Source organism: Agrobacterium sp. 20P9.1.2 (assembly GCF_057799395.1).
Genome location: NZ_JBYOKI010000002.1, coordinates 634,888 through 651,623, shown reverse-complemented (window position 1 = coordinate 651,623; position 16,736 = coordinate 634,888). Strand labels below are relative to the sequence as shown.

16 protein-coding genes are annotated in these 16,736 nt (G+C 56.1%); 10 read left to right on the top strand and 6 right to left on the bottom strand.

What is annotated here, in order from left to right:
* Positions 1 to 5: 5 nt before the first annotated feature.
* Positions 6 to 1,010, bottom strand: a complete 1,005-nt coding sequence (locus AC27VJ_RS08835; protein ID WP_488683811.1) for a cell division protein FtsX — start codon at positions 1,008 to 1,010, stop codon at positions 6 to 8.
* On the bottom strand, positions 1,003 to 1,662 hold the full coding sequence (gene ftsE, locus AC27VJ_RS08830; RefSeq protein ID WP_113086702.1) for a cell division ATP-binding protein FtsE: 660 nt from the start codon (positions 1,660 to 1,662) through the stop codon (positions 1,003 to 1,005). The genes AC27VJ_RS08835 and ftsE overlap by 8 nt, the downstream gene beginning before the upstream one ends.
* Positions 1,663 to 1,859: 197 nt before the next feature.
* Here ftsE and AC27VJ_RS08825 point away from each other — a divergent pair, with 197 nt between their 5' ends.
* From AC27VJ_RS08825 to AC27VJ_RS08815, 3 genes are all read left to right on the top strand, one after another.
* Positions 1,860 to 2,528 carry a hypothetical protein gene (locus AC27VJ_RS08825; RefSeq protein ID WP_488683699.1) on the top strand — a complete coding sequence of 223 codons (669 nt, stop codon included), beginning with the start codon at positions 1,860 to 1,862 and terminating at the stop codon, positions 2,526 to 2,528.
* Between the two features lie 80 nt (positions 2,529 to 2,608).
* On the top strand, positions 2,609 to 3,154 hold the full coding sequence (hpt, locus tag AC27VJ_RS08820) for a hypoxanthine phosphoribosyltransferase (RefSeq protein ID WP_488683698.1): 546 nt from the start codon (positions 2,609 to 2,611) through the stop codon (positions 3,152 to 3,154).
* Between the two features lie 148 nt (positions 3,155 to 3,302).
* Positions 3,303 to 3,671 carry a response regulator gene (locus tag AC27VJ_RS08815; protein WP_113086831.1) on the top strand — a complete coding sequence of 123 codons (369 nt, stop codon included), beginning with the start codon at positions 3,303 to 3,305 and terminating at the stop codon, positions 3,669 to 3,671.
* A gap of 60 nt (positions 3,672 to 3,731) precedes the next feature.
* Here AC27VJ_RS08815 and AC27VJ_RS08810 read toward each other — a convergent pair whose 3' ends face one another.
* Complete coding sequence (locus AC27VJ_RS08810; RefSeq protein WP_488683697.1) at positions 3,732 to 5,144, bottom strand: coniferyl aldehyde dehydrogenase; 1,413 nt, start codon at positions 5,142 to 5,144, stop codon at positions 3,732 to 3,734.
* Between the two features lie 253 nt (positions 5,145 to 5,397).
* Between AC27VJ_RS08810 and AC27VJ_RS08805 the strand changes: the two genes are divergently transcribed.
* Positions 5,398 to 5,631, top strand: a complete 234-nt coding sequence (locus tag AC27VJ_RS08805) for a hypothetical protein (RefSeq protein WP_488683696.1) — start codon at positions 5,398 to 5,400, stop codon at positions 5,629 to 5,631.
* A 96-nt stretch (positions 5,632 to 5,727) separates the two neighbouring features.
* A complete protein-coding gene (locus AC27VJ_RS08800; RefSeq protein ID WP_488683695.1) occupies positions 5,728 to 6,378 on the top strand; it encodes a DUF2161 domain-containing phosphodiesterase in 651 nt (216 codons plus the stop codon).
* Positions 6,379 to 6,568: 190 nt separating this feature from the next.
* Here the strand turns inward: AC27VJ_RS08800 and AC27VJ_RS08795 are convergent, their stop codons facing one another.
* On the bottom strand, positions 6,569 to 8,743 hold the full coding sequence (locus tag AC27VJ_RS08795; protein WP_488683694.1) for a TonB-dependent siderophore receptor: 2,175 nt from the start codon (positions 8,741 to 8,743) through the stop codon (positions 6,569 to 6,571).
* 261 nt (positions 8,744 to 9,004) lie between these two features.
* Between AC27VJ_RS08795 and AC27VJ_RS08790 the strand changes: the two genes are divergently transcribed.
* The 5 genes from AC27VJ_RS08790 (at position 9,005) to AC27VJ_RS08770 (ending at position 13,806) form a co-directional block, all read left to right on the top strand.
* Entirely contained in the window at positions 9,005 to 9,820 is an 816-nt protein-coding gene (locus AC27VJ_RS08790) for an ABC transporter ATP-binding protein (protein WP_488683693.1), read from the top strand.
* Positions 9,817 to 10,842, top strand: coding sequence for a FecCD family ABC transporter permease (locus AC27VJ_RS08785; protein WP_488683692.1), 1,026 nt, complete (start codon positions 9,817 to 9,819; stop codon positions 10,840 to 10,842). The genes AC27VJ_RS08790 and AC27VJ_RS08785 overlap by 4 nt, the downstream gene beginning before the upstream one ends.
* Complete coding sequence (locus AC27VJ_RS08780) at positions 10,839 to 11,885, top strand: FecCD family ABC transporter permease (RefSeq protein ID WP_488683691.1); 1,047 nt, start codon at positions 10,839 to 10,841, stop codon at positions 11,883 to 11,885. Before AC27VJ_RS08785 ends, AC27VJ_RS08780 begins: the two co-directional genes overlap by 4 nt.
* A 31-nt stretch (positions 11,886 to 11,916) precedes the next feature.
* Positions 11,917 to 12,843, top strand: coding sequence for an ABC transporter substrate-binding protein (locus AC27VJ_RS08775; RefSeq protein ID WP_488683690.1), 927 nt, complete (start codon positions 11,917 to 11,919; stop codon positions 12,841 to 12,843).
* A gap of 129 nt (positions 12,844 to 12,972) precedes the next feature.
* Positions 12,973 to 13,806: a MurR/RpiR family transcriptional regulator gene (locus tag AC27VJ_RS08770; protein ID WP_488683689.1), complete on the top strand. Its 834-nt coding sequence runs from the start codon at positions 12,973 to 12,975 to the stop codon at positions 13,804 to 13,806.
* Positions 13,807 to 14,090: 284 nt separating this feature from the next.
* Here AC27VJ_RS08770 and AC27VJ_RS08765 read toward each other — a convergent pair whose 3' ends face one another.
* Together AC27VJ_RS08765 and AC27VJ_RS08760 are read right to left on the bottom strand one after the other, a co-directional pair.
* Positions 14,091 to 14,939 carry an alpha/beta fold hydrolase gene (locus AC27VJ_RS08765; protein WP_488683688.1) on the bottom strand — a complete coding sequence of 283 codons (849 nt, stop codon included), beginning with the start codon at positions 14,937 to 14,939 and terminating at the stop codon, positions 14,091 to 14,093.
* Between the two features lie 22 nt (positions 14,940 to 14,961).
* Positions 14,962 to 16,659 carry a DUF885 domain-containing protein gene (locus AC27VJ_RS08760; protein WP_488683687.1) on the bottom strand — a complete coding sequence of 566 codons (1,698 nt, stop codon included), beginning with the start codon at positions 16,657 to 16,659 and terminating at the stop codon, positions 14,962 to 14,964.
* Between the last annotated feature and the right edge of the window lie 77 nt (positions 16,660 to 16,736).

Sequence of the window (16,736 nt, the reverse complement as noted above, 5' to 3'; positions counted from 1 at the left end):
CAACTTCAAACGCCCTCACTTTTCGACGGATCGGAACGCACGCGGTCGATGTCATCAATCGTGCGGATGACGGTGACGCGGGCGGTGATGGTGGTCAACAAAGCGATGATCATCATGGTCGCGAAAATCCCGAGATAACCATCCACTCCGACAGAAAACGAGCCGAACAGAGCGCTGGCCTGATCGCTCTGCGGCGTCGCCAGCGTACGGGACTGCCAGAAGCCGGCGGCGAGAAAAACCAAAGCCGCCAAGGCACTTCCGGCGCCCGAACCCTTGAGACTGATCTTTAGGAAATGCTTTTGAAATTCGCGGGCGACAAAGCTGCTTTCCGCACCGACGAAATGCAGAACCTCAACGATGTGTCGGTTGCCTGAAAGTGCACCGCGTGTGGCAAAGACCACCGTCAAGACCATGGCGCTGAAAACGAGGATCAGCACGCCAAGGCCGATCATGACCGTGGTGTGTGCCATGGAGACTAGGCGATCCACCCATGTGCGGTGATCATCCAGAAACGCTTGTGGAATTTCGGTCTTCAGTATGGCGCGCATCGCCTCGAAGTCTGGCGGATTGCTTTCATCGATTGTGATGATGACGAGGCGGGGTACAGGCAGTTCCGACAGGTCAAGGCCGGTGCCGAGCCAGGGTTCCAGCAGGCGCGCGGTGGCCGCATCATCCATGATCGTGCCTTCACGCGTGCCGACGAAGCTCAGCGCCAGATTACGCGCCTTGTTCAGCGCCGCATTCATATCCAGCCCTTCCTCCGGCTTGATCTGAATGGTGATTTCACGCGAAATCTGGCTCTGCCATGTGGCGGCGGTGGCGCGTACCATGCTGACCGCGCCCAGCGTCAGACAGGCCAGAAACGCCATGATGGCGATAACCACGATCAGCGCGTTACCCTGAATATTGGATGGCGGCAGAATGGGTGCCATGGGCCGGATGCGCATCTGCGGCAGCTTGGGAGCTGGCTTCTGTTCGGCTTTAAGCGGTTTGCGGCTTATCTCATTCATAAACGTCAAGCCGTCCTTCCGTCAGGATCATGCGCCGCGCATCGATCTGATCCATCAGTCCGAAATCATGGGTAGCGATGACGACAGCCGTGCCCAGCCGGTTCAATTCCAGAAACAGGTTCAGCAGCCGTTTTGCCATGGGCGGATCGACGTTACCCGTCGGCTCGTCGGCCAGAAGAATTTCGGGCTGGTCCATCAGCGCGCGGGCAATGGCGGCACGCTGCTTTTCCCCGCCGGACAGGATCGGCGGAAGAACATTGATGCGCTCGCCAAGGCCAACCCATTTCAACAGCTCGATCACATCATTGCGATAAGCGCTTTCCTCCTTGCCGCGCACACGCAGCGGCAACGCGACATTCTCATAGGTGGTGAGATGGTCGAGAAGGCGGAAATCCTGGAACACGATGCCGACGCGACGACGCAACAGCGGCAATTCGCTGCGCGGAATGCGCGACACGTCCCGGCTGAACATGCGGATATGACCACGCGTCGGCTGCAGCGACATCAACAACAGGCGCAGAAGCGTGGTTTTGCCAGCGCCTGAAGGGCCGGTCAGAAACTGGAACGAGCCCTTGGGGATATCGAAGGTCATATCCCGCAGGATTTCCGGGCCCATGCCGTACCGCAACCCGACATTTTCGAAATGGATCAACGAACTTCCAGTCTTTTGCTTTCGTGGCGCGTGATTTGCGTCATCGTTGGAGCCTTTTACACGCAACGCGGCCCTGCGGGCGGCTCATCGAACGATCTTTGCAAAGCATTAACCAATTAAATTTACGACTAGGCAGGATTTCATTCAATGCCCAGTTTTTATCGGGCCGAAAACCTGACCGAGGGAACTTCATGGGTATGTTCCGTTCATCTCGCCGGCACGCGGCACTCGATTTGGACCTTTTGATGCCGGAAACGCCGCTTCGCCAGACATGGCGAACGCGCAACGGTGATGACATCGTAGATGCCGAGTTTGTCACGATAAAGGAAACGCCGTTTCGTGACTACGGAAACGACAATCGCCACAAAGCTTATCAACAGAACGAGTCGAAACCCGTTTCGGCCTTGAGCGCGCTGCGGTCTTTCATCGACTGGCTGGACAGAAAGCTGTCGGGCCTTTCCGTCGATGGTTATTCGGCCATCGTGGCAGCCGCCGTTGTCGGCGTGTTCTTTCTGTCGGGCGGCTTTACCGTGATGATGCAGGAAAAATCCGCCACCGCGGCGCCGGTTTCCCCGCTGGGCATCAGCCACATCACCGTCACGCCGCAGGACGCGGGCGGCATGGAAGTGCTTGTCATCAACGGTATCGTTGAAAACAATGGCGCTGAGGTCGAGACCATACCGGCCATCCGCGCGGATTTGTTCGCGGCCAAGGGTGAGAAGGTGGCAAGCATGCTGATTGAGCCGCCAGTGACGGAGATCGAGCCGGGTCTGAGCCATGGCTTCTCAGCAAAATTGCGCCATCCCGGTGGAAAAACGCCGGAAATCAAGCTTTCTTTCGCGCAAACGGGTGTTTCCGAGCGCTGACTGTGCTACCGGACGCCCTTCGTTCCGTCCCTGATGCCCGTATTCTTTGATGCTGGCGCCGGATAAGCGCAGGAGAAGACATGCCCGTCGTTCGTGGAAAAAATATCGAGCCGCTTTATACTGCCGAACAGATTGCCGAGCGTAATCGCGATCTTGCAAAGCGTATTGCAAGCGGTCCGACGAATGACTTGCTGGTCATTGCGGTTCTGAAGGGCTCCTTCATCTTCGCAGCCGATCTCATTCGCGCCCTACATGACAGCGGTCTGGCTCCGGAAGTCGAATTCATCACGCTCTCCAGCTATGGCACCGGCACGGTGTCTCAAGGTGTGAGAATCGTGAAAGATATCGACAGCGATGTGAAGGACCGCGACGTTCTGTTGATCGACGACATTCTCGAATCCGGTCGCACGCTGCTTTTCGCAAAGGAACTGCTCTACGAACGCGGCGCGCGCAGCGTTTCGATTGCTGTTCTCCTGGACAAGAAAGTGAAGCGCAAGGAACAGCTCGAAGCGGATTATGTCGGCTTTGAATGCCCGGATTACTTCGTCGTCGGCTATGGAATGGACGTGGCTTACGCCTTCCGCGAACTGCCTTTCGTCGGCGTCGTTACGGGTGACGCGGAGTAGAACGCCCGTCTCAATCTGAGACGACGCCGGGTGGTTACAGCCATGGATTGTTAACCATGCCACCCGGATAGCCTCGGCCATTTACCTCTTGCAAAGGGAAATGACCGAGTTTGTTGCTCGCTGGAATGAATACCAGGAGCGATGGAAAATGGCGAAGATTCTGATTACTGAAGACGAAGATGCGTTGCGCACCTTTGTAGCGCGTGCGTTACGTCTGGATGGGCACGAAACCTATGAAGCCGCCGATGGCGAGCAGGGATTTGAGAAGTTGAGCGAACACAAGTTCGACCTTCTCCTGTCCGATATCCGTATGCCGGTTATGGATGGCATCGAGCTGGCGCACCGCGCCGCATCGCAATTTCCAAGCCTCAAAATTCTGCTGATGACGGGCTATGCCGAGCAGCGCGAGCGCGCCGACGATCTGATGGAAAAAATCATCGATGTGGTGCCGAAGCCCTTCGCCCTGCCGGATATCCGCAAGGCCGTCGCCCGCGCATTGGCATCGGTTCCGGCATAAGTGATTTTTCTGGATATGCTGAAACAGGGGCGGCTTGACCGCCCTTTTTCTTTGCGCCGCCTATCGTCCCATAAACCGCGCAAGAAGTGCCGTGAAGCGCCCATAGGGCGGAGTGGCCAGGCGGGCGGGGTTGAACAGCCTGACTTTGGCGATACCCCTTGCATGGGAAAATCGCTTGAAGCCTTCATAGCCGTGATAAGCGCCAAGGCCGCTGGGGCCGACACCGCCGAAGGGCAGGTCGTTTTGTGCGATGTGCAACAGTGTCCCATTAATGGTCACATTGCCGGAGATCGTTTTTTCGAGAACCTTTTGCTGTGTCTCGGACTCGTGCGTGAAAATGTAAAGCGCCAGCGGGCGGGGGCGCGAGCGGACGAAAGCGATGGCATCGTCCAGCGTTTCGTAGGGAATGACAGGAAGAACCGGTCCGAAAATCTCTTCCTCCATCAACAGGCAATCCGCCGGAGGATTGATCAGCAGGGTTGGCTGGAGGCCAAGGCCTGATTTTGGCAGCGGTATGTCAACCGTGCGGATATCGACGCCGCGCTCCCGGCACTCATTCAGCCCCTTGAGGAGGCGTTCATGAGCCCTTGCGCCGACAAGGCTGGTAAAATGTGCTGATCCCGTAGCGCTCGGGTAGAAGCGTTGGACCTGTTCAAAAAACGCATCGACAAAGGAGTCGAGTTTTTCTTTTTTGACAAGGACGTAGTCGGGGGCGATGCAGGTCTGTCCTGCATTCATCAGCTTGCCGAAAACGATATCCTGCGTGGCGCTGGCGACTGGATAGTCCGGCGCAATGATTGTCGGCGATTTTCCTCCGAGTTCCAGCGTGAGCGGCGTCAGATTGGCCGCCGCTGCCGCCATGACTTTCTTTGCGATATTGGTGGAGCCGGTAAACAGAAGATGGTCGAATGGCAGGGCGGAAAATGCAGCCGCTACCTCCACCCCACCTTCGACAACGGTCACCTCTTCCGGCTTGAAATACTCGGCAACGAGTTTTGCCATCAATGCCGATGTTTCCGGAACAAGCTCCGATGGTTTGATCATCGCCCGGTTTCCAGCGGCCAGAATATCGATGAGTGGGCCGAGCGCGAGCAGCAGCGGATAGTTCCAGGGCGCCATGATGCCGACGACACCGAGTGGCTGGTGCTGCACCCAGTTGGACATTTGCAAGAATTCAATCGAGCGACCGCGCCGTTCCGGCCGCATCCAGCTGCGCAGATGGGAACGGGTGTGACGCAGTGAGCCCATCATCGGCACGATTTCCAACATCGTCGTTTCGTGCGAGGAGCGGTGTCCAAAGTCTCTGGAAACCACTTCACACAATTCGTTGCGATGTTCCTTCAGTAATCGGCCGATCCGGTCGAGCCTGTCACGTCGTACCGCCAGAGACGGAGACGGCTCTTGCTCAAAAGCTTGCCGCTGTTGCGTCAGCATCGTGTGAAGATAAATCTGCTCTTGGCCGCTGTCGTTCAAAGACTTGCTCCGTTAATTCCGTCTTGCCGCGACGCGAAGGCCGCGATGTAAATATCCAAATACCATTACGCCACAGATGGCTGCAACCGATAATGGAATGAGGCAGAACCATGCGACCGGGAACGCTCAGGCGACATGTCCCCGTTCAGGTCTTGGAGGGACGTTGCAACTCATTTTCAGAAAATGTTGCCCAGTCATGGGGTAAAGACAAAAAATGTGGTAAGCGCCAGCCAAACAACAGCAGGAGAATTTTGTGAGCGAACTTACCGTAGCAGATGCAACCAACCGCATCTATGAATCGCTTCAGGCGGATAATGCCGATATCGACGCTCATATCGCAACGCTTAAGGCTGCGTTGATGCAGGCAGGTTTAAAAGAGGCCGTGTTCGACCCGACGAGGCTGGTTCAGAACAATCGTTCCGGCAGGAAGCTAATGCAGGCTTATTTCCGGCAACGCGGCGTGACGGTGAAATTCTCAGGGTCCTAAGCCTTTTGTCGATGTCGGGTATTCAGCAATATTGATCATCTTCGATGAACAGGACTATCCACGGTTTCTTCACTCGGTTGTGGATCAGCGCGTTATATGGAAACTTCCCTATACCTTCCTGTAAAAGCCTTTCTGGAGTCCGCGGGCTATTCGGTGAAGGGTGAGATTGGCGGTTGCGATCTTGTGGGGATCAGCGGCGACGAGCCGCCTGTCGTCGTGATCTGCGAGTTGAAAATGAGCTTCAATCTGGAGGTCATTCTTCAGGCCGTCGATAGGGCTGCAATCGCGGACGAGGTCTGGATTGCCGCAAAAATATCCGCCAAGGGCAGGGGGCGGGAGGCCGACAAGCGCTATCGCGATCTCTGTCGTCGGCTCGGCATAGGGATGCTCGGCATTTCCGACCGTGGAGATGTCAGCGTTATCGTCGCCTCCGTCACGCCAATGCCGAGGACCAATCCGAAGCGGCGATCAAGGCTTGTGCGAGAACACCGGAAAAGACGCGGCGATCCTGTTCTTGGCGGCAGCACGCGTGTGCCTGTCATGACCGCCTATCGCCAACAGGCACTGGGCTGCGCTGCGGCTCTTTTGAACGGACCGCTGCGTGTACGCGATATTAGGGCGAGCGTTCCTGAAGCAGGTAAGATCCTGTTGTCGAATGTTTATGGCTGGTTCGAGCGTCTGGACAGAGGCGTCTATGGCCTGACCGATGCTGGTCGCGACGCCCTTGTCCGATGGCCACAGGCATAGCCGTAGAACTATTGGTAACTTTCCGTTCGATTATAACCGGACACTTCAGCGTGCCCAGAAAACCAGAGCTTCATGGAGAGGCTTGATCGAAGGCGCCCAATCGATATGACGAATTTCATCGATGATCGATTGGGCTGAGGCTATCGTCATAACGTCTAGTCTAGTCCGCCGACGTCTCGACTTAACTGCATCAGAATTTTACGCGCGCTGTCAGCGTTGCGTTGAAGGGCTCACCGATCTGGTTCCCGAAGGCGGTCCCGCCAATTGAGGACGTGTAATAGGTGCGATCAAAAATATTCTTGAGGTTGAGTTGAACGGTGATTGGGCGTTCAAGCTCGAACGTATAGGCAGCAAAGGCATCGACAACTGCATAGCCGGGTAAGAAATAGGAGTTACTGTTGATACCGGCCCGATCGCCGACCGCTCTGATGCCGCCACCAATTTTCAGAGTATTGCCAGACGAGCTGACTTCTCCCACATCATAGGCAAGGTAAAGTGACCCTGTATGGCGCGCTACGTTCACGGGGCGTTTGCCAGCATTTTCACCTTCCAAAACCTTCGCATCGGTAAAAGCGTAACTTGCGATGAAATCCAGATTGTCCGTCAACGACCCGGCGACATCCACTTCCACGCCTCGTGCTCTGACCAACCCTGCGGTTTTGACAACGGTTCCGTCGTTATAGGCGACATTCTCCTTGTCGGATGTGTAGAGCGCGAGGTTGGCGGTCAGTCCAGATGGGAGCTCAAATTTCGAACCGACTTCGTAGGATACGCCTTCTTCCGGCTTCAAGTTGCCATACAGGCTCGCAATGGAAGATTGGGGGCGGAACGTCTTGGCAGCATTCGCGTAAAGCGAAACATCAGGCGCTAGCTTGTAAACAATACCCGCGTTGGGAACGATAGCATCGCCGAAGCTATCAGTATTGTTTTTTAAGGGCCGGCCTCTGCCAGCCAACAAATCGTAATATTGATAACGCAGTCCACCGACCACGATCCACTGATCACTAAGGTGAACCGAGTCCTGTACATACAATGACGCAGTAGACAGTTTCTCGGTCTGATCACTTTCGTTGGTGGAAACAGTCGTGCATTCAGGCAGGTTGCCGTAGACAGGGTTGTAGATGTTGAAATTTATCGACGGATTGCACCGGATCATATTCGTGCGAAGCGTGTCGCTGTAATCATAGGATGCTCCGATCAATATATCGTGCTGCATTCCGCCGATCTCGACGTCGCCAGTTAGGTCTGCTCGAAGCGCGTGGTTGTAGATTGTGGAATAGTCTGTCGCGTCTGACCTGCGTCGCAAATCGCCAGTGGCGGCGATATATTCGGTGACACGCGCCTGATTGTCCGAGTAAACATTCCGGCTGTAGCTGTAATCGATGCCCAGCTTCCAGTTTTCCGACAATTCGTGATCGATCTCGACCTGAAACAGATCCGATTTCCCGTCGGTGATGTTATAGGGCTCATCGAAGCGAATTTTCCGGTCCACATTGACTGGACGGCCTGTCGTGACATCGAAGATTGTGCCGCGATCAAACGGCACGCTGTAATCCTCGTGCATGTAGGTGGCCGTAATTTCCGTGTCTTCGCCGGTCCATGTCAGCGATGGAGAAATCAGCCAGTTCTTGGTTTCGCCGAAGTTGCGCCAATAATCGATGTCCTTATATTCCCCGATCAGACGATAGGAAAAGTCGGTGCCCTCAATCGGGCCGGTAAAATCCAGCCCCGTCGTGCCGCCGCCAAAACTGGAAAGACTGCCGTAGATTTCGCCACCAAACGTGTCTTGCGGTTTCTTTGTAACCACGTTGACCATGCCGCCTGGATCAAGAATGCCATAGAGCGTGGAGGAGGGGCCTTTGAGAACCTCCACCCGGTCAGTCATTGCGTTGAACGAGCGCGGCAGCGCGGTCTTCAGCCCGTTCGTCAGGATCGACCCGTCGCGATTGTCGCCAAAGCCACGGCGGATAACAGAATCCTGAGTGCCACCCAGCGTATTCGTCTGGGTCACGCCGCTGATGTTGCTCAGCGCTTCATCTAGGTTGCTTGCATTCTGGTCTTCGAGGACCTGTTCGCTGACGACATTGACCGCCTGCGGAATGTCGATGAGTGGCGTGTCCGTTCGTGTTGCCGTGCTGGTCGATTTCGGCTGATAACCCTGCGTCGCACCGGCACCGGTGACGACGATAGGCGCGAGTACGGTTGTGGGTTCTGACGTGTCGGGTTTGACGGTCTCCGACTGGCGCGACGTCTTTTTGATTTCAGCACGTTCTTGCGCCTGCACGGGCAAGGCAACCATTGCTCCGGCAATGGCAATCACGGCCAAAGCCGTCGATCGATCAAGTCCATGAAATCTCATCGTCATCAGTCCCCACCAACGCTCGTCTTGTCATCAGAATGCTGGCCTTCTGTATTTCATGAATGTAGTAGTCAACTTTGTTCTGTGTAGCAAAGCTTTCGGGAGGCTCGATTCTCAGTCTTTAAAGGAGAGTTTGGCGGCCAAAAATCCGCTTACATGGCTTTGGAACGTGTCTGGAAAAGAAAATTCGAACAGGATAATTGTTGACTACTACATTCATAAATTACAGATCAAGCGCATGCTTGAGGAAAGAAAACGGCTGAATTGATGCAATCCGATAACACTGACAATGCGCTGGATACCCAGCGGGTGACGGCAGGTTATGGACGCCTGAATGTTCTTGCCGATGTCTCTGTTATCATTCCCAAGGGAAAGTTCACCGCTCTTGCAGGCCCAAACGGATCGGGCAAATCAACGTTGCTGGCCGTACTGGCGCGCATTCTTAAACCATCAGGCGGAACGGTCCTTATTGACGGACAGGATGTGAACCGGCTACCCACAAAAGAGGTAGCGCGCAAGCTTGCCTTGCTTCCTCAGGCCCCCATCGTGCCTGAAGGTCTCAGCGTCTATGATCTGGTGTCGCGTGGCCGTTATCCGCATCGCGGTATTCTCAAATCCTGGGATGAAGGGGATGAAGAGGCCGTCACCCAAGCCTTGCATATAACCGGCATCAGCGAGCTCTCAGCACGGCCAGTGGACAGTTTGTCCGGCGGGCAGCGCCAGCGTTGCTTTATCGCGCTTGCTATGGCGCAGGATACGGCGACGATCCTGTTCGATGAGCCGACGACGTTTCTCGACCTGCGGTATCAGGTCGAGGTCATGGAGCTTCTGTCAAGCCTTAGCCGCAAGGCCAATCGAACCGTCGTTGCCGTTCTGCATGATTTGAATGCCGCCCTTCAATATGCGGATCGCATCGTTTTCCTCAAGGGCGGTGCAATTCATCATGTTGCCGAAACCGTCGATCAATGCCGCGTCGACCATATAGAAAGCGTCTTCGAGACGAAGGTCATCGCTGTCAGGCATCCGACGACCGGCAAGCCTGTCTTCCTGCCCGATCCGCATTCCGGAGCATCCGTGTTGTGACGGAGGCCTATAACATACGGAGTTCAAAAACCGCGCCTTACGGTCTCTGGCTCCCCTGCGGCCTTGTTGTGCTGCTGGCTCTTGGCTTCATGCATCTGAGCGTCGGTGCAAGACCCGTATCACCGCAGCTGATCATCGACGCGTTGACGGCCCAAGACCATACAAGTTTCGAGCAACAAATCCTTCTCAAGCTCCGTCTGCCGCGCCTTCTGGCCGCTATTTTGTGCGGTGCATCGCTGGGCATCGCAGGCCGCCTGCTTCAATCGATCCTGCGAAACCCAATTGCTGAACCGCATATTCTTGGACTGAATGCGGGAGCAAGCCTTGCCTTGGTGGCAAGCACGGCTTTGCCTGCAAGCATGATGATGTTTCCGGCCAGCCGCCCGCTGATTGCTGCGGCTGGCAGCGGCGTTCTTTTTGCGCTCGTTCTGTTTCTGTCATCCGCAGGACGTAGCGGGCTGACGATGACCAAGGTCACATTCTGCGGCATAGCGCTATCGGCCCTGGCCTCGGCCTGCGTATCGGCTATTCTCATTCTCGATCAGGAAACGCTCGAACAAATGCGGTTCTGGCTGGCAGGCGATCTCTCTGGAATTTCCCTCTCCGATATTCAGACCGTTCTCCCCATCGTAACTGTTGCCGCAATAGCTACGGCCTGGATTACCTTGCGATTGGATATTATGGCGTTGGGAGACAAGGCCGCGACAAGCCTTGGCGTGCCGGTGCGCCAAACCAGACTGATCGGGCTGATAGCCACCGCGCTCTTTTGCGGCTCATCCGTCTCGCTGTCCGGTCCCATCGGCTTCGTCGGCCTCATCGTTGGCGGTGTCGCCCATCGCATGACTGGTGGGCGACACATGGTTTCCGTCCCGCTATCGGCATTGCTCGGCGCCAACCTGATGATCGCTGCCGATATCGCCGCCAGAACCATTGCCGCACCTCAGGATCTGGCAACGGGGGTGCTGACGGCCTTCATCGGCGCTCCTGTCTTCATCGCAGTCGTTACGCGGGTGCTGCGATGAGTGTGAAAAAGCTGGGCGGCGGCTATCGCCTTGTTCAATTCCAAGCATTGAGCGTGAAGCTGCATCCGAAAAGGTTGGCTGTGACCACGGTGTTTCTGACAGTCCTTGTGCTTCTCGTTCTTGTGGCGCTTGTTTCAGGAAGCGGGCGCGCCGGGATTGGCGACCTCGTGGCATTCATCAACGGCTCCGCAACGCCGGGGGATTTATCCATCATCGGTGATCTGCGGCTGCCTCGTACCGTTATGGCACTGAGTTGCGGAGCCATGCTGGGGCTTGCGGGTGCGGCGTTGCAATCCCTGACGCGAAACGGGCTGGCCGATCCGGGTCTGCTGGGTGTGAAAGAGGGCGCAGCCCTTGCTATTGTCACCGTCATCATCGCGTCTCCGCAGACACCTCTGGTGTTGCGACCCTTCATCGGCATGGCGGGTGGGTTTGCGGTTGCTGCCGCAGTCGCGATCCTGGCGGGATCGTTTTCCCGTCTGCGCTTCGTCTTGATCGGTATCGGATTTTCTTGGGCTTTGTCCGCCGCCATCTCGCTGTTACTGACGGTGTCGGATATCGACCGCATTCAGATCGCCCTGACATGGATGGCGGGAAGCCTGGCAACAGTCACGCCGGACATGCTCCCGATTGCGCTTGCGGGCCTATGCGTCGGGGCCACACTGCTGTTTGCCACAGCACGCGCAGCGGACGTGGCCACACTTGGAGACAGCGCAAGCATAGGGCTGGGTGTTCGCGCCAAGGCACTTGCAATCATAAGCCTTTCGGCCCCGGTTCTGATGACCGCAACTGCCGTTTCCTGCGTTGGAAGTATTGGCTTCGTCGGGCTTATCGCTCCGCACGCGGCAAGAATGACAATTGGCGGTGGCCAGACTGCACTGTTGACGGCAAGCATGCTGATCGGTGCATCGCTCGTTGTTCTCGCCGACACCATTGGCCGCACCGCCTTCGCGCCCCTGCAAATTCCTGCTGGCATCGTCCTCGCACTCGTCGGTGTTCCGGTTTTACTCCTGCTCCTCTGGCGCCGTCGCGATCAATTGTGAAAGGTTTTCCATGCTGCGCATGCTTGTTTTTATGCTTTTGCTTCTCGTTGTTCCAAGTGTTGTATCAGCGCAGGATAGGCGAACGTTTCAGGACGATACGGGGCACACGGTTATCATTCCGAGCTTGCCGCATCGCATCGCATCGCTCCACGATATCGACGTCACCATTCCGCTGATCGAACTCGGCATCACGCCCATTGCCAGCCATGGCAGGGTCGGTCTCGACGGCAAACCTTATCTGCGCTCTAGCGCGATCCTGACCGGCGTCGATTTCGGCAATTCTGGCATGGCTTTTCTTGGTGCAGTGGACCTAGACCTCGAGGCGCTGGCCGAACAGAAGCCGGACCTGATCATAACGGCTGCTGGCCGACCCACGCCCATCGCGACGCTGGAAAAAATCGCGCCAACCGTGGTGATCGACCCGACCAGATTTGGAACAGCGCATGCCTATCGAAAACTGGCCGAATTAACGGGGACCGAAAACAGGCTCGCCATTCTCGACCAGAGGTATCGGGCGGGAATTGAGGAGCTCAAAACTGCCATCGACACCGGAAACATCTCCGTGTCCGTCATCCAGCCGCTCAACGGAAAGATCAATATCTATCACACCTACCGGGCGCTGGGTCAGGTTCTGCGGGATGCAGGCTTCAAATTTCCCAAGATCATCGATGATATCCCTGAAGGCGGACGCATTGAGGTCAGCGGCGAGCGTCTTCCAGATGTCGATGCAGACTTCATATTCGACCCGTACCGCTCGGATACTGGTGGCACGTCAAAACAGGAAATCGACGCGATGGAGAAGGTCGTGCCGGATTTTTGCAGTTTCCTGAAAGCCTGTATTCAGGGGCGCTACATCATGGTTTCCAGAGAAGAAGCGATTTCAAACAGTTATGCTGCCATGGCTCTGATGACAGCCGTCGTAAAATCTGCAATCGCACCACGGCCAGGAATGAGGTAGAGCTTTCGACTTTAAAAACTGCGGTGCGTCAGGCAGTGTGCCTGAACCGACCCTTTTAAAGTCACAAGCATGGTATCGATAGGTCATTCCGTTCAGAAGAAACGCCATATAGATCGCTTCGGAGAGCGATTGAAGAAGAAGAGAGACGCTCTATCGCCCGGGCTTCTGGCAGTGGCCAAATATATCGACAAGCATCGACATGCGGTGCTGGCGCAATCCGCGCTGGAAATTGGCCGCGAGATTGGAACGTCGGACGCCACCGTCATCAGGGCGATACAGGCACTCGGTTTCGAAGGCCTTGTAGACCTTAAAGACACGCTGGAAAGCCACCTCGGAGAAACGGATTCACCGTCCGAGAAAATGGCGGCGACCACCAACGAACTGCTGGATGACACCAATTCTGCAATCGACTTCGTGGTGGCCGATATGGGGCACGCCATGGCAGCCTTGTCTTCGGAGGAAAACAGGGGCGCAGTTGCACTCGCGGTGAGCTTGTTATCGGATGCCAGAAAGATCGGCGTATTCGGAATTGGCGCCTCGGGTATCATTGGAACTTACGCGTCGCGCAACTTCGTCAGATCGGGCTTTCCTTCCTATTCGCTGAACCGAACAGGCATCATGCTGGCTGAACAGCTTCTCGAGATGGAGACTGGCGATGTCCTGTTGATCCTTGCTCAAGGTCGCCCGCACCGCGAGGTCATGACGGCGATTTCGGAGGCGGAGCGTCTCTCGATACCGATCGTCGCCATCGTTGGAAAACAAGAGACGGCGCTCGCCGCACATGCTGCAGCAGCAATCGTTTTACCGCGTGCGAAGACTGAAAAGGTCGCCATGCACGGCGCTTCACTGGTCTGCGTGGAAGTATTGACCCTTGGCCTCGCCGCCAGAAACAGAGACAAGACACTCGCCGCGCTCGACCGGCTGGTAGAGTTGCGCCAGCAGATCAGACCGAATAAGCGGTGAGGATTTCACGCTAAAAGGACTTGGCTATGTTTGCGGTGAGATCACTGCCCTGATGGCTGTGCCGGGGTAGTGATGTCTACGGTGGTAGATCCAGCATTATTGAGTTGGCGAACCAAGGCTTCGATCTCCTAAATCCGGCACGGTGCACATGTTGCTGTGGCCGCTCTCGGCTAGATAATGGAAACGGCGGACAAAGCGGGATCATTTGCGGTCATTCCGGCAAAGGAGGCGCCGCTTGTCAGTCCCGGTCGTAACCATCTCGTGCAATTCGACAAAGGCAATTCTTATCCGTCAGTTTTAGTTCTGTCTAAGAAACTACGAATGGCAGCAATGACCTTATCGGGCGCTTCCGCATGGACGGCGTGATTGGCGCCCGGAACTTCGAAGAACTCGCCGTTTTGAACGCTCTCGGCAATCAGGCGAGAATGGTTGGGTGGGCAAATCCAGTCTTCGGCGCCGCAGATGACAAGCGTCGGTACTGAAATATCCTTCAAACGGTCACGCAAATCGTAGAGCCGCTCCTTGAACAAGGCGTTATGCGTCTCTGCGTGTAGATGCATGGTGCGGGTGCGCTCAAGTGCCGCGTCGGGATCGAAGTTTTCGTAATAGAGGGGCTGCAGCGCCAGCCAGATCAGCCGCAGCTCGGTATCGTCGATGACCCGGTCGGAGAACATCTTGTCGAGCATGTCCAGCGATGCGCTCGGCGCCTTGTAGATGCGTTCCTTGAAGACAACCATCGCATCGTCCTCGTGATGATAACTTGCTGCCGTACCGCGCAGAATGAGGCGCGAGAGATTGTGGCCATATTTGACCGCGTAGGTCAGCGCGATCATGCCGCCGAACGAGCCGCCTTCGAGAATGATCTTCCTGCCTCCGCAGAGATTGACGCGGAATGCCTCGACATCGTCTGCCAGTTGCTCGAACGTGTAGGGCGGCGTCAGGCTGGTTTCGCCGCAGCCGCGCTGGTCATAGGCGATGACCCTGTAGTTGTCTGAAAGCACCTTATAGGCGTTGAACTCGCCTTTGCGATCGCCAATGCCCCGGCCACCATGCAGGGCGATGATTGTTTCGGCGTCCGGGTCACCGGCCTCGTCATAGACGAAAGTGGCGTCATTGAGGGTCACGGTCGGCATAGAATATCTCCTCTTTGCAGTTTCATACGCGCTTTGCTTGCTCATCAAGCTGCTCGGTTATCATCTGGTCGATGCTGTCTTCGACCACTGTCATCGGAACCGGGCCAAGCGCCAGAATGCGGTCATGGAAAGCGCGGATATCGAAAGCCGGCCCGAGCTTTCTCTCCGCCTTTTCGCGTGCGCGCTCAATGGCCATCATGCCGAGATAATAGCCCAGTGCTTGACCAGGCCAGCTGATGTAGCGCTGGAGTTCGGCTTCGACGATCAACAGCGGCAAGCCAGTCTTTTCGCTCATATAGTCGCGAGCGCGGTCGTAGCTCCAGCCCTTGGCATGAACACTGACATCCACGACCATGCGCACGGCCCTGAGGGTCAGCAGGCTCCACATGCCAAAGATGTCATAGGGCGTCTCGTAGATGCCCATTTCCACGCCTAGCCGCTTTTCGCAATACAGCGCCCAGGCATTGCCATAAGCAATGCCATACGTCTGCGCCCGGAAAGGTGGTCGTGCCTCGTTTTCGGCAGCAAGCGACATTTGGAAGCAATGACCGGGCACCGCCTCGTGCAGCGTTAGCACAGGCAGGATATAGAGCGGTCGTGATGCCAGATTGAACGTGTTGAGCAGGTATAGGCCCGGCGCGCCGGTGCCCATCGGGTAATTTGGTGCAATATTTTCCGGCACCGGCTCAATGGCAAAGCGGCGGCGCGGCAATAGGCCAAAAAAGCAGCCGAGCTTGGCCTCAACCTTTTTGGTTATCCATGCGGCACGCATCAGTAGGTCTTCCGTTGACGTTGGATAAAATTGCGGTTCAGATTTCAGGAAGGTCAGGAATTCCTCAAGCGTCCCCCCGAAACCACTGTCGCGAACAGCGGCAAGCATGTAAGCGCTGCAAGTTTCGACTTCGGCAAGCCCGAGCTCATAAATGTCTTCAGCGGGCATTTCGAGCGTCGTGAATTCCTTCACTTTGGCATTATAATAAGCAGGCCCGTCTGGGAAATCTATCGCGGCGATGCTCGTGATTGCGCTCGGAGCGTAAACATCTCGCATGAAAGCGAGAAGCCGCGCATGGGCAGGCAGAACGGCTTCTATTATCGCTGCCTTCGCCTCCTGCAAAAGTTCAGGCCGCACATTAACCGGCACTGCTTCCGGAAACGTGTGATAAGGCCGAAAGTAATCAGTCTCCTCCGGGCTCTGCGCAAGGACGGCTTGGATGGTGCGAATAGCCGCTGGCAGAACAATCTTTGGCTGGCTAAACCCGCGCGCCAACCCGGTCTCCATATTGGCGATCGCCTCGTCGAAATACCGTGGCATCTCGCGCATCATGCTGATGGCATCACGATATTTTTGCTCGTGGTCGAAGCTCTCCTCGCGGATGGCGGCGGTGGTGTCATCCCAAAAACTGGTGAAAGCGTTGAATGGACGCTCGTATTCTCGAAATATTTGAGAAAGCCGCAGAGCCTCCACCTGCTGGCGCAGCACAAGCCGGTCCTCGCGCCCGGTTGGCGACAGCGTACTGACATCCAGTTCATCAAGTTCGCGGAGAACCGTCGTCCAGAATGCCAGCTTTTCGGCTTGGCTTACTGGGTCCATTTTGGGAAGGCTGCTTCTCAGCGGCACATAGGCGCCAAGTTCGCGCACCACATGCTGACGCCGGAACGACCATTCGCGCGCAGCGATATCGGCAAGTGTCCGGTCGGCGGGAAAATCGACAGTCGGCATGGCATTCTCGGGAAAATAGAGAGGCCTAAAATTTGGCGGTGAGGCGGCACTTCGCACAGCAGGGCGCGAAGTGCCGG